Here is a 22,039-nt window from a genome sequence, read left to right on the forward strand (position 1 = left end):
GAACCTGATTTAAGAAGTTTTTTCAATATATTAATAACCATCCTGCTCCTCTGAATTTAAGCTGAACTTACCCCTAGCTCACTGTAACTCACTTTCCTTTCGCTTCATCCACCTTCTAACATATTGGCTAAAGTGAATACAAAAGGGTCACATTCTGCCATGAACTGCAGGGAACTCCACACCCTCATACCCGAGTATTCCGAGGCAGCTCTGTCCCGAGCGCTAAGGAACGAAAACGTACGTGAAGCGGTGGAAGACCTTGATGAAGCCCTTAAGTATTTAGCCCTCTCACCAGAAAAGTCTCCTGTTCGAAGAGAATGGGAGACTGTTCGAGACGAGCTGCTGTCTGAAATACGAAGGCACACTCAGAGGCTCACCAATGTCGATTGACCTCGACGATGTCACCGAACTGCGGGGCCTGATCTTCAGGAACCAAGAAGAAGTCAAAACACTGAGCACCAAAACCAAATCCGGAGGAATCTAGAATGAGCCAACCACGCAACCCTTACGGGCAACGCCCCGGCGGTGGCATTACGCTGCCGGAATATTTCCGGCCAACACCCGGCTGTACAAGCAACAACTTTTTCCCGCCCAACGAGCTTTTGCCAAAAGGCGAGATGCGGATTTGTTTTCCGGGTAGCACGCCTTGGCCTCCGACGATGGTACAGTCCGGCACATGCATTATCTTGGAGTTGGGGAATGGTACTCCATTCCCGCGCCGCCTGTTCTTTGATTTCGGCAATGGCTGCGTAAGGAATATTATTCAGCTTGGCATTTTGCCGCCGATGGTGCGCGACATCTTCATCAGCCACTTGCACGTCGACCACTATGCAGACCTGCCCTACTTTATGCCGTTCCGCGCATGGTCGGGTGGCTGGCGTAACGGTTTGCGCATTTTCGGCCCATCGGGTGACCGGCCAGAGACGGGCACTCAATATATGGTCGACAAGATGCATGAGATGATGACATGGCATCTTGAAAACTTTGACCACTGCCCGATTGGCGCAGGCTACGACACCGAAGTTGTCGAGTTCGACTACAAAGACGAAGGCGGTGTGGTTCTGGAAGAACCCGGATTGAAAGTCACGCATTGGGCGCGAAGCCACGTGAAAAGCGGTGCGTCAGCATATCGCGTGGATTGGGAAGAAGCCGGATTGTCCTTTGTCTGGACAGGCGACGGGCGCCCTGATGAAAGCACGATCGAGTTTGCGAAAGGCTGCGACATTTTCGTGACCGAAGGACAAGCCGATCTACCGCAACTGCTCAATTACAAATACGGCACGCCCAAAGAAGTTCTGGAATTCACTCTGGATACCTACCACACGCCTTACTATGCGGCGGGATATCTGATGAATGAAATTCAACCTCGGGCCGGTGTGATCTGCCACTACACTGAGGAATCGGCGGGCGAAGCCATCGCGGAAATTCGCGCGCATTGGGATGGTCTATTCCTCTTTGGTGGACCAGACACCAAGGTAATCAACGTCACCAAGGATCGTATCTGGGAACGCATGGCCCTGCGTCCGGAAATGCCGGCGATGCAGCCACCAGATCCCAGAACGATACCGTTCCCGGATGGCGAGATGCCGGATTACATTCAGATCCCGAAACCGCGTTTGCCGCGTGAGGAACAACAGGATGCCTTCCTCCGGGAACGGGAACTAGATCCGGCCCTCTACATGCCTGAGGACGTACTCCGTCCACTGACGCAGCACTACGACGAAGAAACGTTCCGCTTCGACCTCCACGCCCTGATTGCTGCACGCGATCATACGGATTGATCTGATTGTTGACTAAAAATACGCGCCGCGTTTCTGAGCCACGCGGCGCGATCACAGTTCTTGCCAAGGATGCAGCCATGAATAATGCCCCAAAAGAACCTGTCCCGCTGACGATCCTAACAGGGTTTCTGGGTGCGGGAAAAACCACTCTGCTGAACCGGATTTTGGAGGGTGATCATGGGTTGAAAGTCGGCATTCTCGTGAATGATTTCGGTTCGATCAATGTCGATGCAGAATTGGTTGTTGACGTCGAAGATGGGATGATCAGCCTCGCGAACGGCTGCGTCTGCTGTCAAATCCGAGATGATCTCGTTGAGTCTGTCGCCGCATTGATCGAACGTGATGATCCCATCGAATACATACTGCTTGAAGCCAGCGGGGTGGCAGACCCAGCAAGCATTTATATGACCTTCGTTGATTCAGCCTATCGCGACCTGATACGGCTTGACAGTGTGACGTGTGTCGTCGACGCCGATCAAGTCTTCACTTATGACGACCCGGACCTTGCCAAGCTCAAGCTGCAGCAGATCGGATTTGCGGATCTTGTAATCCTAAACAAAGTTGATCTGGCGGGTGTCGAGGAAACTGCAAAGGTAAAGAGGTGGATAGACGGCTTCTTCTCGAGGGTCCGCATTGTGCCTGCGGTCAAGTGTGGCGTTCCCCTCGAAATCCTGCTGTCCGTTGGGCGGTTCGATGTTTCTCGCGCGATGGCTGATCAAGAACACAGCCATGACCATGATCATAGGCACAATCACGGTTCATTCTTCAGTACATGGAGCTATACGCACAATGCTCCGTTACAGCGCAAAGCACTGGAACGAATGATCAAGAGAGAACTGCCTTCTAATATCTATCGCTGCAAAGGCTTTGTGCACTTGGATGACGATCGGGATTACCGATATGTGCTGCAAGTTGTTGGACGGCGCGTTGAGCTGACAAAGGACCGTGCTTGGGGTGCTGAGAATCGGGCCAACCGCATCGTTGCCATCGCCCATAAATCAACGCTCGATCCACATCACTTGGGTGAGTTGTTCAATGCTTGCGCAGTGTCGTCTGTCGGTCGAACTGAAAGTCAAGATGAACCTGTCGCAACAGGATAGTTACCATGCATGCGTTGGAAATACTGATCGTTCAAGCGGCAAGCTATATCCAGATCCTTTTCGAAGCGGCGAGCGTCATTGTTGTTGCAGCAGGAGGTGTTGCCTTCGTTAGAGCGCTCATATTGCACAGAAACTCCGATGCAGAGCCAATCGCGCGGCGCATCCTCGGAAAGTACCTGATTGTTGCGCTCGAATTGCAGTTAGGCGCGGACATTATCGCAACTGCGACAGACCCGACAATTGAAGAACTCGCGAAGCTGACGGCGATCGCCTTTGTCCGAACTTTTCTCGATTATTTTCTTGTTCGGGAAATTCGTGAAGAGCGGGTCGCAGACAAACCAAATGAGACCTAGAATTATCACTGAGGCATACCATGGATTTTGACGATGAGGATGAACCGCAGCGTTCTACCAATCAGTTGGCTGGAGAGCGCACGGATCTTGCATTCGAGCGTTCCCGGCTTGCATCGGACAGGACGACGATGGGATATATGAGAACGGCCACGTCACTCATTGGGTTCGGCTTCTCCATACCAGCACTTTTCCGAATTCTAACTGACGTGCCTGGGTTAGAAGACGCACCGGTGGAACGCGCACGTTTTGTTGGTTTGTTCATGCTGGTACTGGCGGTGCTGATGCTGTCAGTTGCTATCATACAACAGATAACTTTTCTTAAGCGACTGTCTGATATCTCCGGAAAGCCTTTTCCGATTTCACCTGCCTTGATCTCAGCCGGGTTGGTTTTCGCGGTCGCGATTTACGCTACAATTAGCATCCTTTGGAATGTGGAACCACTGTGATGGACTCCCCCCTTCCCTTCGAAGAATCCGTCACGCTATTTATCCATATTTTTCTCTGCCTCGCGATGCTCTGCATCGGGATGAGTGCAACTTTCCGCGAAATGGGCTCCTCCATTCTCGAACGAAAAAAACTTGCGCGAGTACTTGCCGCGAATGTGTTCGTTCCGCCTATCATCGCGATTCTCATCATCGGTTTCTTTCCCCTCCCACGACCAGTGAACGTCGTGTTGTTTTTGTTGGCGGTAGCTCCTGGCGGTATCAACGCAGTCCAGTTTTCAACCAAAGCACCGGGACAAGTCGGTGCTGCTGGAGCGTTGCTGTTCTTGCTGTCAATCATTGGCTTAATACTCGCCCCTGCGGCAGCACAGATTGTCCTTCCAACCGATGCGCTTGAACGCGTCGCCTGGGATCAATTGCTAATCCGTATCGTGGCTGTCATTGGGATTCCACTGTTGTTGGGTATGTTGATCCGTCGTTTCTTCCCAACAGTGGCCGAGCACATTTACAAACCGGCGATGCTCATATCGACAGTTTCTTTTATTGCATCTGTCGTAGCGAGTCTCGGGACCAGGCAAGAAGCGGCTGTAGGTCTTGGGCCGATGAGCCTGATCGCCATGTTGATCTTCATTCTCTCGCTCATGGCGGTCGGTTGGTTTTTAGGCGGCAGCAATCGGGAATATAGGCAGGTACTGGCCATCTGTACAAACCTACGCAATGTCGGCCTCGTATACCTTCTTGTGGATGCGTGCTGCTTCAACCCGGCCTATTCGGCAAGTGTCTTGGCATTCATGGCGCTGATGGTTCCAATCAACCTGGTATTCACCATTATCTGCGCGGTAGCGCGGAAACGGCAAAACCAAGCCACGAAAGATGGTGAGGATACCGGAGCATGACCAGATGGCGAATGATATCCCGTGCTTTTTCAGGGGCATTCTTCGCTGTGGCGGCTTCCACGTCTTGGGCGCAGACCGTTCCAGATGAAAAACTCTCGGATGATCCGACAAAAATTGTTACAAAAATCGGCGTCCGGTACAGCGATTTTGGCACCCTATTCGGGTCAGTAGCATTCGGACCTGTCACTAAGATCAACGTATCAATCTCGGAGGACGATCAGTGGCGCATAGGCGGATCTTACCTCTTCGATTTTGGCATCGTGAATATCTCGGCCTCAGAGCAGGAACTCGAAGGCGGTGTCATGCAAACGCAATACGCCATCGGAACGTTCGTACCTCTTGCTGCATTTGGCATCCGACCGAAAGGGTGGCTTTTGTTCCCGGCTCTCGGTGCAAACTACACCGATGGTCGGATCAGCAATAGCGATTTCGAGTTCGCCGATGCCTTTCCCACCGAAATCGCCAGCAAAGGTGGATATGTCGGATTGTTGGGTCTCAAACCTATTTCTGAACGCTGGACGATAAAGACCGCGGGTGTCCTATCCGCCGGCTCAAACGACTACTCAGGGTTCAGCATCGGTGCAGGTGTTACCTTCAATGCGTCGCCAGACGACAGCATCAGTGTGTTTGGTAGCTACATCGACAACACGTTCGGACAACGTAACCTACTTGGCATCAGCTATACGCGCGAGTTTTGACGGCAGCGGATGTAAAAGAAACACAGTGAGGGCTATTAACGATGCTCATTATTCTTGGTCTTTATTTCGGCATTGTCTGGCTGGTTTTTGCGAAGCTCAAAGTCCTGCCTTGGAACGGGTTCTTCAAGACAGTCGTATATGGTGGAGCATTGGTCATAGCGCTGGTTGTAATCGGAGCTTTGAACCACACGACACCTTCCGGGTCAGTGTCTGTGCAAGGTGCTGTCATCAATATTGCACCCAACGTGTCTGGTCCCGTCACCGAAGTGGCCGTTGAAGCAAACCAACCGGTCGCAAAGGGTGATGTGTTGTTTCGTATCGATGATACCACCTATGCGGCTGAAGTAGCCCGGCTTCAAGCATCACTTGCATCCGCACAGTCAGCCGCAGATCAGTTGAAAACAGATCATCAGGCGGCGCTTGCAGAGATTGAATCTCTCGAAGCGCAACTTGCTTTCGGTGTGCAGCGCCGCAACGACATAGTCCAACTTACCGGACGCGGTGCTGCCGCTGAATTCCAACTTCAGGAAGCAGTTTCCACGATTGAACAACTCGAAGCCGGACTGCGCGCTGCACAGGCACGCAAGCGTAGTCTTGAACGACGAATTGCGGCCCAAGTGGACGGCGTTGATGTTGGAGTTGTCGAAGTTCAGGAGGCACTGGCACAGGCTGAGTGGGCTTTGCAACAGACAGTTGTGCGCGCGCCTGATAACGGTATCGTCACTGCCCTCTCGCTGCGTCCCGGAAATCGCGTAACGACTCTTCAAGGTGCCATGAACTTTTCGCTTCCTGCAGACCGGTTGCTCATCGCGCAGTTGCCGCAAAGTAGTTATCCCAACGTGTCAGTAGGCGATACGATCCGGATTGCTTTGGGAACAATGCCGGGCCGCGAGTTTGAGACAACAATCCGCGCAATTCCGCCGGGAACGCGAGAAGGCGCGGTGGATGCGAGAGGCGGGTTGCCAAGCCTGCGCGAACTAACTGGTGCGTCCAGCTACATCGTCACTATGGATATCCCAGAAGGCCTTCCTGCAGATAGCGCACAGCTTGGTACGTCTGGAACAGCCCTGATAATCACGGAAGAGGCCGGTGCGATCTCAGCGCTGGCGGAAATCCTTTTTTGGATAAGCAAGAAGCTCAACTACATTTGATCGGCAGGTGGAAGATATGATTTTCAATAGACTACTGAAAGACCTCGCACCACTGGTCGCAGTGTATATGCTTGCGGCGAATGCGGTCTCAGCGCAGCAAAATGACTGGTCCTACGAGGCTTCGATCTATTTGTTCACGCCAGAGACCAAAACCTCTCAAGCAACACCCATAGGTACTATTGAGGGTACGCTGAGTTTTTCAGATGCGCTTGAGAATCTGAATCTAGCATTCATGGGGGCGTTTGCCGCAACCAATGGTCGTTGGAGCATTCTAGCGGACTACAACTACGTCGATTTAAGCTTCAGCAACACATTGTCAGGTCCTGCAAATGCCGATCTGGATACTTCGGTCAAAACCCAATTTTTCAGTGGTTATCTGGGATACAGGGTTTATGAGGACCCATCCGTCAAATTGGACTTGGCCGGCGGGTTTAGATGGTACAGAACTAAAACAGACCTGCAATTTACGCCGGGAATGATGCCCGGGAGATCGAGTATTGCCGATGAAAGCTGGACCGATCCGGTTGTCGCCGCAAGAGCACGTATTGCCTTTTCGGATAAATGGTCTGGTACCGGTTTTTTTGATTATGGAGGCTTTAGAAGCGGAAGCGAAACCTGGCAGGTTCTGATGACCGCAGACTACGCTATTAGCGACAGATGGCTTATCAGGGGAGGCTACCGATACATCTCATTCGATCACGAGATTGATGGAAGCGACTACACGTTCAGTCAGTCCGGGCCGCTCATTGGGGCAACTTATCGGTTTTGACGAAGAGGTGACCGGTTCATCGAGAAACGGAGCATCAATATCCAAGGGGTTGTCTCGTAAACGAAGGCCATTGGAGAAACGAAGGTTTTGAAACCGTTAGATTTTCGTCTCTCCGTCCTTCAATGAGTCCGGCATCGCTGCATCATTCTATTTTTGCGGAGGAACAACGCCGCGTTTGACGCCAATTCTCATCAGAAGTTTCGGCCCAATAACCGTAATGACACCACCAAGGATCATCGGAACCCACCGATATATGGCCGAGAGCTCTTGCCAGTTTGCAAAAGCGAACCAAGCAAAGATTAGCATCCACATAACTGAGAACATCATGTTGGACTTGATGAAGGCCGGATGCTGAGCAAATTCACCGACGTCGGCCGCAGATAGTTCTGCTGTCCACGGCCTGCCTTGGCGGATACTCACGAATGCCCCAACTGCGAGAAACGAGAATACAATGGCGAGCGAGTCGGTCTCCCGAATCCCTGGCCCGAGCAGAAGAACCAGCGTCACGGTCAGAACTCCCAGAACCTGGGCGGCCATAAATGCCGGAGGAAATTGAGCGCCATACCGCACGGCACAGCCAACAATACCGATAACTGCACCTAAGACCGCACCAGCGAGTGGAAAACCAAACGGTGCGAGGACAGTGAAGGTGAGAAATGGCAGCAATAGAATATGCGCAACGAGATAGGCTTTCATTGTGCCCTCCAAAATCCCAGCGACAAGTCACGCTCGCCGAGAACGGTTAGAACATCCAAGAAGTTCAGGCGCTACAAATTGTTGGTCGACCAATCAACCAGAACTGCGCTCGCCAAGGTAGTGTCTTTTGCCGCAATTCCGGTCGGATCCGCAACAGTGATTTGTGCGGAAACCATACGAATTCTGTAGGAGTAGAAGCCTGTCGTCATTGGTAACTTATTGAGAAGTCATGTGTTTGCTTTATCCCGGTGTGGACTACCAGCCAACACTAGTAGACAATACCGTGTGTGGGACAAAGGATGAATTCGCGACGGTCTCAAAAGAACACCTCCTTGGAGTAAAGCAATCCGCAGATGGGTGAATTTCAGGCCTTCGCCGCATGTTTGGAAAGATCGGTCGTGCTCCATCCAATCGGCCGTTCGGCTAGTGAAACCCAACTACACGTGCCGAAACACAACGTCACGATCGAAAGATTGTTCTCATTGTGTGATGAGCCGCCTTTGGTGGGATGGCCAGCGCACACCATTGATAGTCGGGATACCTCTGGTTCCAGTTATTCCGACATGACATAGTCGGATCTTTTGTGGCGCCAACGACGACATCGCGCTCTTGACGGCGTACCGCAGGCTGTCATTCGGCAGAACACTAGGCAGCCCCCAACAAAAGAACACGGACATGAACAAGATACTTGAGAATTGCAAAGCAGTTAACGAAATCTACAAGGATTTATTTGAGTCAAAGAGGTAAAGGCTTTTTCGACGTTTTAGCAAAGCTCGTGAGTGCGCATTTATGCAGGTGATGCATTTAGCGTATGCTAACTATGAATTGGATTAATTAACTGTGCATTTCTAGCCTACCTCTGAGTACTATCTCGGGAGGAACCCATGCTCAAATCTCTGAACAAGCCTGTTGCAGTTGCTGCACTAGCCGTAGTCGCAACCGTTGCCTCAGCTGGCGACATCCCCGTCACCGATGCTGTCAAAGGCAGTGGCAAACTTGCTATTGCAAACTCGCTTTCTTATGCGCCGTTCGAATACACGGACGAGAATGGCAAGCCCGCTGGTGTTGATATTGAACTGGCTACTGCGGCCGCCAATCTCTTGGGAGCGGAGTTGGACATCGACGTGGTGCCATTTGCCTCGCAGATTCCCGGCCTGGCAGCCGACCGGTTCCAAATCGCCTGGTCGACGTTCACAGTGACGGCAGAACGCCTCGAGCAAGTTGACTTCGTGTCATTCTTGCAGACCGGTGTGGTTATTGTGACAACACCAGACGCAGCGGCGTCGTTTGAAGGTGAACACGGTGCCTGCGGTCGCAAGATCGCTGTTCTGACCGGGTCTTCGGGTGACTTTGTAGCCGACAAGCTGACCGAAGCCTGCGAGGCGGCTGGCAAGCCTGCTGTCGAAAAGCAGATCTACCCCGAGCAAAAAGACGCAATCCAGGCGATCATGGCAGGTCGCTCAGAGGCGCGGCTCGAAGACTCGACCTCGGCTGGGTATTATCAAGTCACCAGCGAAGGCGCGCAGGTTGTTGTTGGTGATCCAATGTTTCCGTTGCCGTTGGGCGTAGCCGTTCGAAAAGGCGATACCGCTACGGCTGAGATGATGCAGGCAGTCTTTAACGCGATGATCAGCGACGGGAGCTACGAGCGGATTCTGTCAGGGTATAAGCTGAACGCGTCCGGACTATCGGAGTCGACGGTATACACCGAAGCGTCCCAATTGCCGAACTAAACGGCCCCGGCCCTGCCATAGTCTCCCGTGGTGGGGCCAGCAATCACCTGTTCCTTTTGACCTCTCCACTTTTGTCCCGCGCTAAGGGGACGCCTATCCCATGAGGGGGATTCTGCCATGAGTTCATCAGCCGAAAACCAATCCGTTAGCGTGTACCTTGACCCTGAAAAACTCAAGGTTATCCCTTTGCGTCACCCCGGTCGCGTCATAGCTGCGACCCTTGTAGTCATTGGCGTCTTATTCCTCGTCAATGGAGCAGTGACAAATCAAGCACTTCAATGGCACATCGTAGGCAAATACCTGTTCCATCCTTTGATCATGAAAGGACTTTGGACCACCATTTGGCTCACGATTGTGGTGATGGCTCTAGCTACGGCGATGGGCATGGTTGCTGCGCTCATGATGATGTCGACGAGCAAGCTACTAGCCATTCCCGCCCGCGTGTTTGTCTGGTTTTTCCGAGGAACACCGGCGTTGGTTCAGCTGATCCTATGGTACAACCTTGCTATCCTGGTGAAAAATATCGGCATTGGGATTCCCGGCGTTGTCATGCTCGTCTCGGTTCCAACCAATGATGTCATGACACCCTTTGTGGCGGCCACGATCGCTCTGTCGCTACATGAGTCTGGCTACATGGCGGAAATCATCCGTGGTGGCTTGATGTCCGTGAACAAGGGCCAGACCGAGGCCGCTGCCTGCCTCGGTATGAAACCGAGCCTTCTGACACGCCGGATCATCATTCCGCAAGCGATGCGCATGATCATCCCACCAACCGGCAACGAAACCATCAACCTCTTGAAAACCACGTCATTGGTTTCGATCATTGCCGTGGGTGACCTTCTATATTCGGCCCAGGCAATCTATGCCCGGACGTTTGAAACCATCCCGCTCTTGATTGTGGTGACCTTTTGGTACCTCGTCGTTGTTTCGATCATGTCGGTCGGGCAGGGCTATCTCGAGCGCTACTATGGCAAGGAAGACCATGGCGACGCTGAAGGATTCCTAAAATCTCTCTTTAAATTCAACCGGAGGAAATAAGCATGGCTGCGCCACTTAATCACCGTGAGAAGTTTGGTGTTCCGTCTGAAGCCATGGTCCACGCCGCAGGAGTGCACAAATCCTACGGCCACTTGGAAGTACTGAAGGGCGTGAATGTGACGGTGCCTGCCGGAACCTGCACCTGCATTATTGGTCCATCGGGATCGGGCAAGAGCACCTTCCTGCGTTGCATCAATCACCTCGAAGAGATCAATGCGGGGCTGTTGCTGGTTGATGGTGATTTTGTCGGCTACCGGCTGGACGGCAACAAGTTGCACGAGCTGCCTGACTCGGCCATCTGCCAGCGTCGCGCCGAGATCGGAATGGTCTTCCAGCACTTCAACCTGTTCCCCCACATGACCGTGTTGGAAAACCTGATCGAAGCCCCCATCCGGGTGCGCGGAGAATCTTCGAAAGACGCCATCGCCTATGCCGAAGAGCTGTTGGAGCGTGTGGGCTTGGCGGCCAAGCGGGACAACTACCCGCGACAGTTGTCAGGTGGCCAGCAACAGCGTGTGGCCATTGCCCGGGCGTTGGCCATGCGCCCTAAGGTCCTGTTGTTCGACGAGCCGACCTCGGCGCTTGATCCCGAACTGGTCGGCGAAGTGCTCGACGTGATGAAAGGCCTCGTCAAAGAGGGCATCACGATGGTGGTTGTGACCCACGAAATCGGCTTTGCACGCGAAGTGGCTGACAAGCTGATCTTCATGGATGGCGGTATCGTTGAAGAAGAAGGCGACCCAAAGGAAGTCATTGCCAACCCGAAGTCGCCGCGAACCAAAGAGTTTCTGGCGCGTGTTCTATGAAAGACTAGACAGCACACGACGAAAACGAGCAAGAACAGGAAACCCCATGCTTCAATCTCCTTCCATGGCCATTCAGGAAACGACCGACAGCACGAATTTCGGCTTTGAAATTCCGCTCGATCGCACGGGTCTGAGCACAAAAAAATGGGAGCTTGAACAAGCCAAGAGGAACGATCCCTCCTGGCTGTGCTTTGGCACGGCCGAGATGGATTTCAAGGCCGCCCCCGCCGTTCAGGACGCTATCAACCGCGTCGCGCAGGGTGGGCATTTTGGATATCCGCAGAAGCGGGAAAGCTATTTCGATGCGATCATCGGACACTTTGAACGCAACCACGGCTGGACGATTGATCGAGACTCCATCTACAGCCACGTCGCAATCTATCCGTCGATGCAGCCATTCTTTGAGGAACTGACCCAGACGGATGACGAGGTCGTATACCAGTCGCCCGTGCATCACTGCTTTGAAGAGATCATCAGGGAAAGCGGCTGTGTTCCGCTGGCCAACCCGCTCAAGGTAGAAAATGGCCGCTATGTCATGGATCTGGACGGGCTGGCCCAAGTAGTGACAGAGCGCACCAAGATGCTGCTCCTTTGCAACCCGCACAATCCCGTTGGGCGTGCCTGGACCCACGACGAGCTAAGTGCGCTGAACGAGTTCTGCCTGAACAGGGGCATCTTTGTTCTCAGTGATGAAGTTTACTTTGGCCTCGTCAAAGCAGATCACAAGTATACTCCGTTCGCCTCGATTTCCGAGGCCGCGGCAATTAATTCAGCGACGCTGACATCGGCCAGCAAGAGTTTCAATCTGACCGGCACCAAGCATTCCTTGGTGATCATCGATAATCCCAAGTACCGCCAGGCATTCGAGCGCGGGTTGGCCAAAAACAACCTCTATTTCGGAGGGTGCATGTTTGGGCAGGCCGCGACCGAGGCCGCCCTACGCGGCGGGGACTCGTGGCGCAGGGCGTTGATGGGCTATATCGAAGGCAATCACGCCCTTCTGCGCAACACGCTCGAGAATGCATTGCCACAAATCACGGTTTTTGACTCGGACGCCACCTATTTTGCTTGGCTGGATATGCGAGGGCTGGGCCTCTCGGACGACCAAATCAATGCCATCATCGAAGAGGCGCGGATCTCGGTCACACCCGGCAAGCCGCTTGGCCCCGGTGGCGAAGGCCATATCCGTCTTAACTTGGCAACGGCCCGGATAACGCTTCAAAGCGGGCTGGACCGGTTTGTTGCGGCCTTTCAAAACCATCAGAAAACCGCCTGACAATATTCAAGGACACAAAAATGACAACAAATGCAGAAGCGCGGATCTCGGAATTGGGCCTTATGCTCCCTGAGCCCCCGAAATCTGTGGCCAACTATGTGGCCACCAAGATCTCCGGCAATCAATTGTACATCTCAGGTCAACTGTGTCTGGATATCGAGGGCACGCTTGTATCGAAAGGTGCCGTCAGTACAGGGGCAACTATCGAAGATGCCGTTGCGGCCTCGAGAGCTTGTGCAATGAACGTATTGGCCCAGGCAAGAGCCGCACTGGGATCGCTTGATCGTGTCACGGGTGTATCTCAGCTGCGTGGCTACATCGCCGCGCATGCCGATTTTGCGGATCACGCACCAATCATGAACGGGGCATCGGACCTTATGGTCGACGTCTTTGGTGATGCCGGTCGTCACACGCGCGCCACTGTGGGTGTGTCCTCGCTGCCGCTTCAGGCCAGTGTTGAAGTCGAGGCAATCTTTGAAATCGAGTGATGGCAATTCAGATTTAGCATTTTGCCAGATGATGCCAGCAGAACGCTACATTAGTTTGCTAAATCACCGTTAGCATCTTTTTGTAAAGCGCCTTTTTGCGGCTGTCCTGTTGCCCCACGACTTCGCGAATGACGTTCATTAACCATTCTCGCCCCGGATCCGGCGACACCGAGTTTTCGTACAGCAATTCGACCCTGAGGTCAGGTAGTTCTACGGGCGGAGGAAAGATTGTGAGGTCACTGTCGGGCGGCAATGCCAGCAACGTGCCTTCGCCAAACACGGTCATGATATCTGTGCCCGCCAGAACATAGGGTATCCCCATATAATAGGGCGTCACAGCAATCGTAGTGCGGCTTAATCCGATATCTTTCAACGCCCGATCCATCATGCCTGATGAGCGACCATCAGATGAAATCTGGAGATGTTGTGCATCAAGGTACCGCTGAAGGGTCATATCCTTGAGCTTGGTGTTGCCGGACCAGGCGGCGCAAACCATTCGGTCCTTGGACACAAGCTCCTGTTCAATCAACGGATCGTTCCCGGAGTAATCCCCGACGATCGCGCAATCGATCTCGCGCTTACGCAACTTCAAGGCCACTTCGAAGTTCTGTGCATGCACGACGTTCAATTTGGCCTTCGGGGCTTGGGTAATAAATTTCTGAATTAGGGCCTGCAGAACCACAACAGCGGTATAATCTGACACGCACAGCCGAAAGGTTCGCGTCGTGTACTTGGGCTCAAAATGCAGATGTTGTTCAATCGCGAGGTTTACGTCTGACAGTGCTTTGCTGATCGTCACCGATAAATCTTTTGCGCGGGGCGTTGGCGCCATTTGCCCGTCAACGCGCAGGAATAGCTCATCGCCCAAGATGTCGCGCAACCTATTCAGCGCGTGGCTGACCGATGGTTGCGTTCTACCCAGGCGCATTGCCGCTCTGGTTATACTTCGCTCGCGCATGATTGCATCGAAAACACGAAGCAGGTTGAGATCCAGTTGGTTGAGGGAAAACCCGGAAGCTGCGTTGGAATGCGTCATGCCCTGACCGTAATAGATTCTACGAATACTATATGACGCTACATGCACAGAATCTATTTTTCGAGTTGAGTGTCGATCCCGATCATGCATCGAAAATGAGGTAGTTCATTGCGTCTGCACGGCTTTGTGGCAATCTTTTGGCCAGGAGATCTCGGTGTTAATGCCATCACGGATTTTAATCGAGGGAGGCTGTCACTGTGCCCTTAATTTCTGGACGCAGATACATTCTTATGATTTTACCTCGTTTTTGTACCCTAAATTCTCGGATATCCACAGGCCACCAACAAGCAGTCGCACATACGCCCCGTGAGCGATTTACTGGATCAATTTCCCCGTTCACGTCTAACCGCCAAGCGAATTATCCACAGGACGCACCGCCCGGGTTTTAATGGGATGGTCCAGTAACTAATGATATTTTCCAGAAACAAAAAGGCACAATCTTTCACTGATTTTGCTCACTTTTTTGAGCAAGCGTCCAGCAATTAAGGGCACCGCAAAAGCTGGGCTAGGTTTGGATTGTACCTGGAGGCAGTCCTGTCCAGATGTCAATCGGCTCCACCCGACCACGAAGCGTATGTTGGCCGGCTGGGTGCAATCCCATTTTCTCTGCTCGTTCGCGCGTTCGCGGATCTGGCTCCAGAAGTGCGCTGGACAGGGCAATGGCGGCGTTTTGAGATTTGGCGAACTCCTGCAGGCGACTGGCTGTGTTTACCACGTCACCGCTCACTGCGAGTTGTTTGTGGCGCTTGCCGCCGATTACACTGGTCTGGACCGGGCCCGCATGCCCACCGACCCGTATCCCGAGACCGGGCCAGTCCGGGCTTGAGCCAATCGCCACATACAGCGCATCGATGAAGCACAGCGCGCGCATAGCATCGTCCGGGCCGGGTTCCGGCAGCCCAAAGACGACCATCGCGCCATCTCCCGCAAAATGTGCGATGATCCCGTGCTGCGGCTCCACGGATTGTTCGACAAGCCCGTGGAACAGCCGCAAAAAATCGGCGGTGCCCTCGGGGCCAAGCCTCTCGGAATGTGTCGTGAAGTTAGCGACATCGACAAACAAAACAACGGCGGGTCTTGCCGAGGCTTCGAAGCGGGGATCAGTTGCATCTGCCAGTCGCTCTACGAGCAGGGGCGACTGATAGAGCGCAAGGTTAGCAGCACGCCGACGATGTTCCATGAGCCGCAGCCCGGCGCCGGCACCAGCTCCGAGCAGCAGCGAGAAGACTGCTGTGACCCCGTCCAGCCACCAACCAACGACGAATGCAGCCTGCAGCATGAGGGCCAGCACGCTGAACACTGTAGCGGTCGCCAAAACCCCTAGCCAGGGCCGGTCCAACCTTGCGGCGAAGAATCCGAGCGTGGCTGCGATCAGCGCCACCGCGATGTCCGATGACCATGTCAGCGCGTCACGACGCAGAAAACGCTGCTCGATCACGTTTGCAGCCAAAGTTGCATGCAGCTCAACGCCGGGAAAGGTGGCATCGTAGGACGTAGCGTGCCGGTCCCCGAACCCGGTCGCCGTGGCCCCGACAAACAAGATCTTGTCCCGCAGGTTTGCCTCCCCAAGCTCTGCGAAAGAATAGGTCGGGATCGTCCCTTCTTGCCCGTAAAAGTTCAGGGGGATGGCATCCTGCATGTCCAGCGTGACCAAGGTGTCCCCAACTGTCAGGTGCCCGCCTGTTCGGGATGATCGCAACTGCAGGTCCAGCTCATTATCCGCCGCCTTGAGGACCGCAAGGGCGAGCGGCGGATACCATGCGTTGCCGTCCTTAATTGCCAGATACTGCGCAGCAAAAAGCCGACGTGCTGCTCCATCGGGATCATGGCGCAGGTTCACATGTCCGATCGATGCCACACCGCGCAGGGTTTCAGCCGGTCCCAACGCGGGCAGTGGGTTGTCCAACTCAGGGGCAATCACAACAGAAAAATCGCCGCTCTGGAGATCTTGCAGAGACGCATCAGCGGGTGCCTCGGCTACCCCAAGAACTGCGTCGGCACCTGCCAATGCCTCAGCAAGACCTTCGTCACCCCCACGAGGATCAATCAACAGAAAGTCCAAAGCAATTGCTGCGGCACCCGCCTCTGAGGCAATCGTCACCGCCTCCGCCAAGGCTGATCGAGACGGCGGAAATGTTTCGAGCTGTGCCATCACGGCATCGTCAAACGCAATGATTGCGACACCGTCCGGGGGTGTGACCGGGCCGCGCCAAAAGAACCTGGTGTCAAGCAGTTGACCTTCGACTCCTTGCCAGAACTCACTGCGTTCTCCGGGGTGCCAGATCGCGATCAACAAGCTCAACAGCAGCACGATCACCCCAGTGATGCGTCGTGCGCGTCGAAACCCGTCGCGTGCTACCATTCCGCCCCGAGAAGTGCATCGAATTCCTCAATGCGCGCCGATCCCCAATCCGTGACCGCCCCAACTTCGCCAGAGGAGGATACATCAATGCCTTTGCCTGGGCTTAGTTGCGCAACGGTGTCATCTGCAGAAACAAACACCGTGCCTTCACGTGTGAAGATGGCGCTTGCACTGTTTTCGACTCGCATCGCCCACTCGGTGGAACGGACCGCGGCAACAGCAGAAGGGGTTCTGACCTGGACGCCGTTTCCGTCTTCCGAAGAAAAAAGAAACCCGGCGATGCCATCGATCAGTCGCAGTCCAAAGGGGCGCGTTTCATGATCCAATAGACCAAGCACGTCGATCTCGCTTTCCGGGCCTACAACAACTTCAAGCCCATCATAGCAGGCCATGGTAACCCTTGCATCGGCTTCCGTGCGCAGCTTGGCATTCAACCCCAAACCCAAACCAACGACTGCAGGTTGGGCGCCTGCTCCTCGGGCAGAAACGACTGCCTGCCCATCCGTTTGCATTATGACACAGATGCCTTGTGTTTGAGCGCCGACCGAACCGGCCAACCCGATCCAGGAATAAATAAGAAGGATAATAAGCAAGCTTTTTTGAATCATTGCGGCCTCGCGGCTGAAGATACTCACCAGACTGAAGAGTATGACACGAGAGGTCAACCAAAGTCGGCCTTACGTTTCTGTCGCATGGGTGGGAAACTGCTGGTTTCAATCAACGCCCGCCCTCGTCCCCGATTCAGATTGGACACGCAAAACTCACGAAATGGGGAATGTCTGCGTTCGCGTCGGAATTGATGAAAGAGTTTACAGCAGACTCTTTGATTTCGGCTGTAATAGAAACCACCCTACCCACTTTGTGCTCATAATCTGGCAGTAATGATCGTTACTTTTGCCACATCACCAAATCCACATTATATCTGATAAGTACCCCTTATCATGACTGATTGATTTTGCCGGGAAATGCGCGCAGAATGTGCCTCATGTGTCGGTTTTCCTTAACCACTGGACTCGCGACGGGTTTGGTCCAAAACCCCTGGACCCCTGCCCCGCACCGGCAGCAAATCTTTGTCGATGCAGAACAGAAGCCTGCAATTTTGTAAACAAGTACCGGCACAAATTAGATCCGAGTCTACACTTAAAGGACCAACCCAGCACAAGGCCAACCATGAAACATGGTGAAAACAAGCAAGAACAGTCTACAGGTTAGGGAAAATCGACAATGAAGCCCCCTGCCCCAAACCTCCCCGCCGCCGCCCCTGCCCTCTCGGACACAGATCAGGAGGCGCTCACTGATCTTTATGTGCGCGGCACACCGGAAAACACGCTGCGGGCATATGAACGGGATCTGCTTTACGTGACTGCGTGGAAAGCGGCCCGATTCGATCTGGCGCTGCGCTGGCCGGAATCCGAAGCCACGGCGCTGGCCTTCATTCTCGATCATGCGCGCGATCTGGACGACGCGCCACAAGACGACGTCGCGCGCCAAGCGGCCGAAGCGCTGATCAACCAAGGCCTGCGCAAGTCCCTCGCCTGCCCTGCGCCCTCGACGCTGGATCGTCGCATCGCCTCGTGGCTGGCGTTTCACCGTATGAAGAACCTGGCCTCTCCATTTGATGCGCCACAGGTGAAACAGGCGCGTGCCAAGGCCCGCCGCGCTGCCGCCCGGCCCCCTGCCCCAAAATCGCAGCACCCGATTACCCGCGAGGTGCTCGAACAGATGCTGGCCACTTGCCGCGGATCCCGCAGGGATTGCCGAGACCGGGCGATCCTGATGCTGGGCTGGGCTTCTGGTGGACGGCGGCGCTCGGAGATCACCGGGTTGATGTTTGAAGACGTCTCGCTGAAGGAGTTCCACGAGAAAAGCCTGGTTTGGATTTCACTGCTGGAGACCAAGACGACAACCAAAGGTGAAACGCCGCGGCTGGTGCTGAAAGGCCGCGCAGCCCAGGCGCTGGTCCATTGGATCGAGATCGGACAGATTAAGACCGGGCCTCTGTTCAGACCAGTCTCAAAAGCGGATCGTGTGCTGAAACGTCGGCTTTCACCGGACGCTGTCTATCAGATCGTCAAGCATCGGCTGACACTGGCGGGATTGCCTGAGGATTTTGCCTCCCCCCACGGGTTGCGGTCCGGCTTTCTGACACAAGCCGCGCTGGACGGCGCCCCGATCCAGGCCGCGATGCGCCTGTCGCTGCACCGCTCCATGGCCCAGGCGCAGAAATATTACGACGATGTGGACATCGCGGATAACCCGGCAACGGACCTGTTGGGGTAACCGTTTGCCAAAAAAACCAACTCGCACCATAAGGCCGCCCTACTCCCTGCCAACAGCTCCGAACCCGAATATTCGCTGGCAAGAATTCGTTTGCTCATTTGTTGGATTCGTTTCTGAAGCGTGATCGCTCATCTGGATTCCATTCAAGTTACGCAGATCAAATTCCAATCTTCAGCTATTGGGCTTGTCGCGGATGAAAGCCTCTTCAATGGCCGAGGCAAACGTTTCGGTTGCGCCGGCAGATTTGCAGCCAGTTCGAGTGGTTAAAACGACCTCTGAGTGAGGGGATTACCAAAATTGCCAATTGGCAATTTTTTCGAAAGACCAACATTGCAGGGAAATTGCCAATTGGCAATTTCCAGTTTCGCTTCAGTAGATCAGTCTCGATCTGTGTCAAAATGCCTGTCCAAGAAGATCGAAAATACCTCTTGCAGTTCATCTTTGCGTACGTCGGTCGGAAACTCTAACACGATCTTTTTGCCTTTGCGCTTGTAAGTCATCGCAGGCTTTTCGGGTGACGATTGAAGAGTCACTGGATCTGCTTTTGTCGAAGCGGGAGGTTTCAACGCTGCCTTGAAGACATTCATGACTTGCACGCCGTCACGGCTGACCCCATCCGTTGCCATCTGCCTCGCAGTTTCTAACAGTTTCTCACGATCCTCGGGCCGACCCAGAAACGGTTTTAGCGTACGGGCGTGCAGTTCTTTGATCTCTCGGATCGAAGGGAATGCCTCAACGATCTCGTTCGGCAACTTGGCCAGTTGCAGATAACGTGAAAGCCAAGCCTCACTGACCTCTAGCCGTACGGCCATCGCCTTTTGCTTACCACCGTAGTAGCGAGTCACAGCGTCTGCATAGTCACGAGCACGCTCATAGTCGGAGATATCTTCTCTGTCGCGGTTCTCGATATCGCCCAATCGAAAAGCTTCTTCATCGGTCAACTCTCGAACATCCACCAAGTAGCGAAACTGTGGATAGTTATTTGCGCGTAGCCAGTTGATTGCAAAATGCCGCCGTGCACCGCAAATCACTTCATACGGCTGATTTGGATCGCTTGTCTTGCGCACGATAGCTGGAAACTCTTGCCGACCCTGACTGCGGATTCCGTCAATCAAATCTCGACAGTTGTCCTCCGATAGTAGGTCATACGCCCGGTTATGTCGTTCCCACATACGGCATTCTCCGGGATCAACCCACCTCAGGGACTTCTCCTCGATATCCCCCGACATCCGTTCCGCAACCCTGTTAGAGCGGTTTAGAAAGCGAGCGCCAGCGCGTTCGGCTTTGGGGGCAGGGCCGCTATCGAGACCGCTTAGTACGTCATCGAAAATTGCGTCATGTTTCTTGCTCATAACACTCCCTCCTTGCGCAATGCAGCATGGTGACTGGGCCAGGTTTTGCGCATCAAAACTTCAACCTCGCGTCCCACCGCGTCCAGATATGCCCGACAGCGTTTGTGGGTTTCTGTACGAGCTGCTGGTCCCGTAATCTCGTACACTGTGCCCAAATTCGCTGTGGCGTTATCAATCTCGGCGCTGTCTTTTAGAACACTGGCCAACATGTCTTGGGGAAAAACCGCGTCCATCATTCGTTTGATGGCTGCATGCGCAGATTTGTTGTCGTTCATCTTGGTAGCCAGAATCTTGACAAACGAATAGTCACGAGCTCCGCCATGTTGAGCTAGTTCATTCAACGTTGCGCCCATCATCTTCAAGAAATGGGCAGTAGATCCAAAGTCGATATTGTTCGGCGGGGCAGGGATCACCATCGCGTTTGCTGCTCGAAGCACTGAAAGAGAAATCATTCCCAACGCAGGCGGGGGGTCTAGAAGGATTACGTCGAATTGATCGGCTATGGTGCTGATCCCATCTCGCAAACGGTCCAACACAAAAACTTGATCCCTGGCCATCCGAGCTGCGAATTCATACTCAGCGTCATAGAGACCGAGGTTTGCAGGGATGAGCGCAATGCCAGGCCAATACGTAGCGCGTAAAGCATAATGAAGCGTCTGCGGCCCACCATGCTGAAAGAATGGGTAAAGCGTATCTTCAGTTTCATCCACATCAATGTCAGGATTAAGGCCAAAGATCGATGTCGTTGAAGCTTGGCTGTCGCAATCGATAACGCAAACTCTATAGCCTTTGAGCGCGAGGAATTGGGCAAGATGGGTCGTTACCGTCGACTTTCCAACGCCACCTTTGAATGACTGAACTGACAAAACCAGTGTTGGATCATCTGTTGCACGATGAGGTAGTGTACCGAACACTTCCCGCATCCGGTTTATGTCAGACAGTGAGTACCCGGTCCTTCTTCCAGTGACTGGGTCTTTTTCCGGCTCAGGCAAGCGGCCGTCCGCTTCAGCATCACGGATTAACTTCTCTGATCGACCTACCATCTCGGCTGCGGAGCGAACATTAAAATTTAGATTTAGCGTTTTCTCAGTGTCAGGGGAGAATACTCGATCGCGCAATCGCTCCATAACGGTACTGGCACGATCAGATAGTTGCTCAATCTCTTCCAACCCAACAGGGGGCAAGGGGGAGGTAGTCATAGGTTTTGTCCTGTAGAAATCTGCCTTTCGTGAATCATGCCCGGAATGGTGAATCGGCTCAAGTGTGGTTTTTGAGGCAGATCATGTAAAAAATGGGAAATTCGAAGGCAAAGGCCACAGGATCGGAAATTGGGGGTAACCGGAGGTCAATAGTAACAACATTCTAACTCAGAACATCTAATACGGGTGAAGTTGATGTCTGACGATGTTGCCTGGTACCAATCCCCCAAAAAATCCAAATATAAAAAACAATCTTGTTCAAGATTCCTGGGTTCAATTGTTCGTAGGAGTGTTATTGATTTAAAATCAATGCTTTATGATATGTTTCCCTTACATATCGGGCGCAAATCCTTACAGATTGGGGTGCTTTACCTTACGTTTCGGATGGTTAAAGCTTACATTTCGGGAAGGGCCTAAATCCTACTTTTGGGGACGGGTGAGGTGATTCGAAAAACCCTTGTTTTATTGGGGTTTGTGAGACTTCCTTCGAATCGCGCGAGACTCGATGCTGATTCGAAAAATTACAGATTGGGTGCTGGACCGAGACAACAGTGATGTCTATGCTTACATCATACGCCATAC

Annotated in this window: 20 protein-coding genes; 14 read left to right on the forward strand and 6 right to left on the reverse strand. The window is 53.4% G+C overall.

Annotated features, from left to right (window positions below):
- Nucleotides 1-485: 485 nt before the first annotated feature.
- The 8 genes from gntH to ACR0JR_RS18965 all read left to right on the forward strand — a co-directional run bounded on the left by gntH (nt 486) and on the right by ACR0JR_RS18965 (nt 7,191).
- Nucleotides 486-1,781, forward strand: coding sequence for a guanitoxin biosynthesis MBL fold metallo-hydrolase GntH (gene gntH, locus ACR0JR_RS18930; protein ID WP_170425056.1), 1,296 nt, complete (start codon nt 486-488; stop codon nt 1,779-1,781).
- A 77-nt stretch (nt 1,782-1,858) separates the two neighbouring features.
- A complete protein-coding gene (locus ACR0JR_RS18935; protein WP_480457467.1) occupies nt 1,859-2,881 on the forward strand; it encodes a CobW family GTP-binding protein in 1,023 nt (340 codons plus the stop codon).
- A gap of 5 nt (nt 2,882-2,886) precedes the next feature.
- The gene (locus ACR0JR_RS18940; RefSeq protein ID WP_170425050.1) at nt 2,887-3,234 is read left to right on the forward strand and encodes a DUF1622 domain-containing protein; all 348 of its coding nucleotides are present in this window, start codon (nt 2,887-2,889) and stop codon (nt 3,232-3,234) included.
- Nucleotides 3,235-3,254: 20 nt separating this feature from the next.
- Nucleotides 3,255-3,680: a YidH family protein gene (locus tag ACR0JR_RS18945; RefSeq protein ID WP_170425047.1), complete on the forward strand. Its 426-nt coding sequence runs from the start codon at nt 3,255-3,257 to the stop codon at nt 3,678-3,680.
- A complete protein-coding gene (locus ACR0JR_RS18950; RefSeq protein WP_480457469.1) occupies nt 3,680-4,573 on the forward strand; it encodes a bile acid:sodium symporter family protein in 894 nt (297 codons plus the stop codon). The genes ACR0JR_RS18945 and ACR0JR_RS18950 overlap by 1 nt, the downstream gene beginning before the upstream one ends.
- Nucleotides 4,570-5,271 (forward strand): hypothetical protein, encoded by a 702-nt coding sequence (locus tag ACR0JR_RS18955; RefSeq protein WP_480457471.1) that lies wholly within the window; start codon nt 4,570-4,572, stop codon nt 5,269-5,271. The genes ACR0JR_RS18950 and ACR0JR_RS18955 overlap by 4 nt, the downstream gene beginning before the upstream one ends.
- A 41-nt stretch (nt 5,272-5,312) precedes the next feature.
- On the forward strand, nt 5,313-6,422 hold the full coding sequence (locus tag ACR0JR_RS18960; RefSeq protein WP_170425038.1) for an HlyD family secretion protein: 1,110 nt from the start codon (nt 5,313-5,315) through the stop codon (nt 6,420-6,422).
- A 16-nt stretch (nt 6,423-6,438) separates the two neighbouring features.
- A complete protein-coding gene (locus tag ACR0JR_RS18965) occupies nt 6,439-7,191 on the forward strand; it encodes a porin family protein (RefSeq protein ID WP_480457560.1) in 753 nt (250 codons plus the stop codon).
- A gap of 147 nt (nt 7,192-7,338) precedes the next feature.
- On the opposite strand, the gene ACR0JR_RS18970 is transcribed toward ACR0JR_RS18965, so the two are convergent.
- Nucleotides 7,339-7,887: a hypothetical protein gene (locus ACR0JR_RS18970; protein ID WP_170425035.1), complete on the reverse strand. Its 549-nt coding sequence runs from the start codon at nt 7,885-7,887 to the stop codon at nt 7,339-7,341.
- Between the two features lie 884 nt (nt 7,888-8,771).
- Here ACR0JR_RS18970 and ACR0JR_RS18975 point away from each other — a divergent pair.
- From ACR0JR_RS18975 to ACR0JR_RS18995, 5 genes are all read left to right on the forward strand, one after another.
- Nucleotides 8,772-9,620 carry an ABC transporter substrate-binding protein gene (locus ACR0JR_RS18975; RefSeq protein WP_480457472.1) on the forward strand — a complete coding sequence of 283 codons (849 nt, stop codon included), beginning with the start codon at nt 8,772-8,774 and terminating at the stop codon, nt 9,618-9,620.
- Nucleotides 9,621-9,737: 117 nt separating this feature from the next.
- Nucleotides 9,738-10,658: an amino acid ABC transporter permease gene (locus ACR0JR_RS18980; RefSeq protein WP_170425029.1), complete on the forward strand. Its 921-nt coding sequence runs from the start codon at nt 9,738-9,740 to the stop codon at nt 10,656-10,658.
- Nucleotides 10,659-10,660: 2 nt separating this feature from the next.
- Complete coding sequence (locus tag ACR0JR_RS18985; protein ID WP_480457473.1) at nt 10,661-11,464, forward strand: amino acid ABC transporter ATP-binding protein; 804 nt, start codon at nt 10,661-10,663, stop codon at nt 11,462-11,464.
- Between the two features lie 46 nt (nt 11,465-11,510).
- The gene (locus tag ACR0JR_RS18990; protein ID WP_480457475.1) at nt 11,511-12,740 is read left to right on the forward strand and encodes a MalY/PatB family protein; all 1,230 of its coding nucleotides are present in this window, start codon (nt 11,511-11,513) and stop codon (nt 12,738-12,740) included.
- Between the two features lie 20 nt (nt 12,741-12,760).
- Nucleotides 12,761-13,228, forward strand: coding sequence for a RidA family protein (locus tag ACR0JR_RS18995; protein ID WP_480457477.1), 468 nt, complete (start codon nt 12,761-12,763; stop codon nt 13,226-13,228).
- Between the two features lie 58 nt (nt 13,229-13,286).
- Here the strand turns inward: ACR0JR_RS18995 and ACR0JR_RS19000 are convergent, their stop codons facing one another.
- From ACR0JR_RS19000 to ACR0JR_RS19010, 3 genes are all read right to left on the reverse strand, one after another.
- The gene (locus ACR0JR_RS19000) at nt 13,287-14,354 is read right to left on the reverse strand and encodes a LysR family transcriptional regulator (protein WP_480457479.1); all 1,068 of its coding nucleotides are present in this window, start codon (nt 14,352-14,354) and stop codon (nt 13,287-13,289) included.
- Nucleotides 14,355-14,769: 415 nt separating this feature from the next.
- A complete protein-coding gene (locus tag ACR0JR_RS19005) occupies nt 14,770-16,626 on the reverse strand; it encodes a CHASE2 domain-containing protein (RefSeq protein ID WP_480457481.1) in 1,857 nt (618 codons plus the stop codon).
- On the reverse strand, nt 16,620-17,234 hold the full coding sequence (locus ACR0JR_RS19010) for a FecR domain-containing protein (RefSeq protein ID WP_152459962.1): 615 nt from the start codon (nt 17,232-17,234) through the stop codon (nt 16,620-16,622). Before ACR0JR_RS19010 ends, ACR0JR_RS19005 begins: the two co-directional genes overlap by 7 nt.
- A 616-nt stretch (nt 17,235-17,850) precedes the next feature.
- Between ACR0JR_RS19010 and ACR0JR_RS19015 the strand changes: the two genes are divergently transcribed.
- The gene (locus ACR0JR_RS19015; RefSeq protein WP_480457483.1) at nt 17,851-18,906 is read left to right on the forward strand and encodes a tyrosine-type recombinase/integrase; all 1,056 of its coding nucleotides are present in this window, start codon (nt 17,851-17,853) and stop codon (nt 18,904-18,906) included.
- Between the two features lie 377 nt (nt 18,907-19,283).
- Here ACR0JR_RS19015 and ACR0JR_RS19020 read toward each other — a convergent pair whose 3' ends face one another.
- Nucleotides 19,284-20,258, reverse strand: coding sequence for a ParB/RepB/Spo0J family partition protein (locus ACR0JR_RS19020; RefSeq protein ID WP_480457485.1), 975 nt, complete (start codon nt 20,256-20,258; stop codon nt 19,284-19,286).
- A complete protein-coding gene (locus tag ACR0JR_RS19025) occupies nt 20,255-21,457 on the reverse strand; it encodes an AAA family ATPase (protein WP_170637909.1) in 1,203 nt (400 codons plus the stop codon). The genes ACR0JR_RS19020 and ACR0JR_RS19025 overlap by 4 nt, the downstream gene beginning before the upstream one ends.
- Nucleotides 21,458-22,039: the final 582 nt, after the last annotated feature.

This window comes from Ruegeria sp. AA3 (assembly GCF_056542905.1).

Excerpts from the sequence above, each read along its gene's own strand:
- ACR0JR_RS19010 (WP_152459962.1), bottom strand. The coding sequence starts at position 17,234 with ATGATTCAAAAAAGCTTGCTTATTATCCTTCTTATTTATTCCTGGATC.
- gntH (WP_170425056.1), top strand. The coding sequence starts at position 486 with ATGAGCCAACCACGCAACCCTTACGGGCAACGCCCCGGCGGTGGCATT.
- ACR0JR_RS18970 (WP_170425035.1), bottom strand. The coding sequence starts at position 7,887 with ATGAAAGCCTATCTCGTTGCGCATATTCTATTGCTGCCATTTCTCACC.
- ACR0JR_RS19020 (WP_480457485.1), bottom strand. The coding sequence starts at position 20,258 with ATGAGCAAGAAACATGACGCAATTTTCGATGACGTACTAAGCGGTCTC.
- ACR0JR_RS18995 (WP_480457477.1), top strand. The coding sequence starts at position 12,761 with ATGACAACAAATGCAGAAGCGCGGATCTCGGAATTGGGCCTTATGCTC.
- ACR0JR_RS19005 (WP_480457481.1), bottom strand. The coding sequence starts at position 16,626 with ATGGTAGCACGCGACGGGTTTCGACGCGCACGACGCATCACTGGGGTG.
- ACR0JR_RS19015 (WP_480457483.1), top strand. The coding sequence starts at position 17,851 with ATGAAGCCCCCTGCCCCAAACCTCCCCGCCGCCGCCCCTGCCCTCTCG.
- ACR0JR_RS18965 (WP_480457560.1), top strand. The coding sequence starts at position 6,439 with ATGATTTTCAATAGACTACTGAAAGACCTCGCACCACTGGTCGCAGTG.
- ACR0JR_RS19025 (WP_170637909.1), bottom strand. The coding sequence starts at position 21,457 with ATGACTACCTCCCCCTTGCCCCCTGTTGGGTTGGAAGAGATTGAGCAA.
- ACR0JR_RS18985 (WP_480457473.1), top strand. The coding sequence starts at position 10,661 with ATGGCTGCGCCACTTAATCACCGTGAGAAGTTTGGTGTTCCGTCTGAA.
- ACR0JR_RS18980 (WP_170425029.1), top strand. The coding sequence starts at position 9,738 with ATGAGTTCATCAGCCGAAAACCAATCCGTTAGCGTGTACCTTGACCCT.
- ACR0JR_RS18990 (WP_480457475.1), top strand. The coding sequence starts at position 11,511 with ATGCTTCAATCTCCTTCCATGGCCATTCAGGAAACGACCGACAGCACG.
- ACR0JR_RS18940 (WP_170425050.1), top strand. The coding sequence starts at position 2,887 with ATGCATGCGTTGGAAATACTGATCGTTCAAGCGGCAAGCTATATCCAG.
- ACR0JR_RS18975 (WP_480457472.1), top strand. The coding sequence starts at position 8,772 with ATGCTCAAATCTCTGAACAAGCCTGTTGCAGTTGCTGCACTAGCCGTA.
- ACR0JR_RS18935 (WP_480457467.1), top strand. The coding sequence starts at position 1,859 with ATGAATAATGCCCCAAAAGAACCTGTCCCGCTGACGATCCTAACAGGG.
- ACR0JR_RS18960 (WP_170425038.1), top strand. The coding sequence starts at position 5,313 with ATGCTCATTATTCTTGGTCTTTATTTCGGCATTGTCTGGCTGGTTTTT.
- ACR0JR_RS19000 (WP_480457479.1), bottom strand. The coding sequence starts at position 14,354 with ATGCATGATCGGGATCGACACTCAACTCGAAAAATAGATTCTGTGCAT.
- ACR0JR_RS18955 (WP_480457471.1), top strand. The coding sequence starts at position 4,570 with ATGACCAGATGGCGAATGATATCCCGTGCTTTTTCAGGGGCATTCTTC.
- ACR0JR_RS18945 (WP_170425047.1), top strand. The coding sequence starts at position 3,255 with ATGGATTTTGACGATGAGGATGAACCGCAGCGTTCTACCAATCAGTTG.
- ACR0JR_RS18950 (WP_480457469.1), top strand. The coding sequence starts at position 3,680 with ATGGACTCCCCCCTTCCCTTCGAAGAATCCGTCACGCTATTTATCCAT.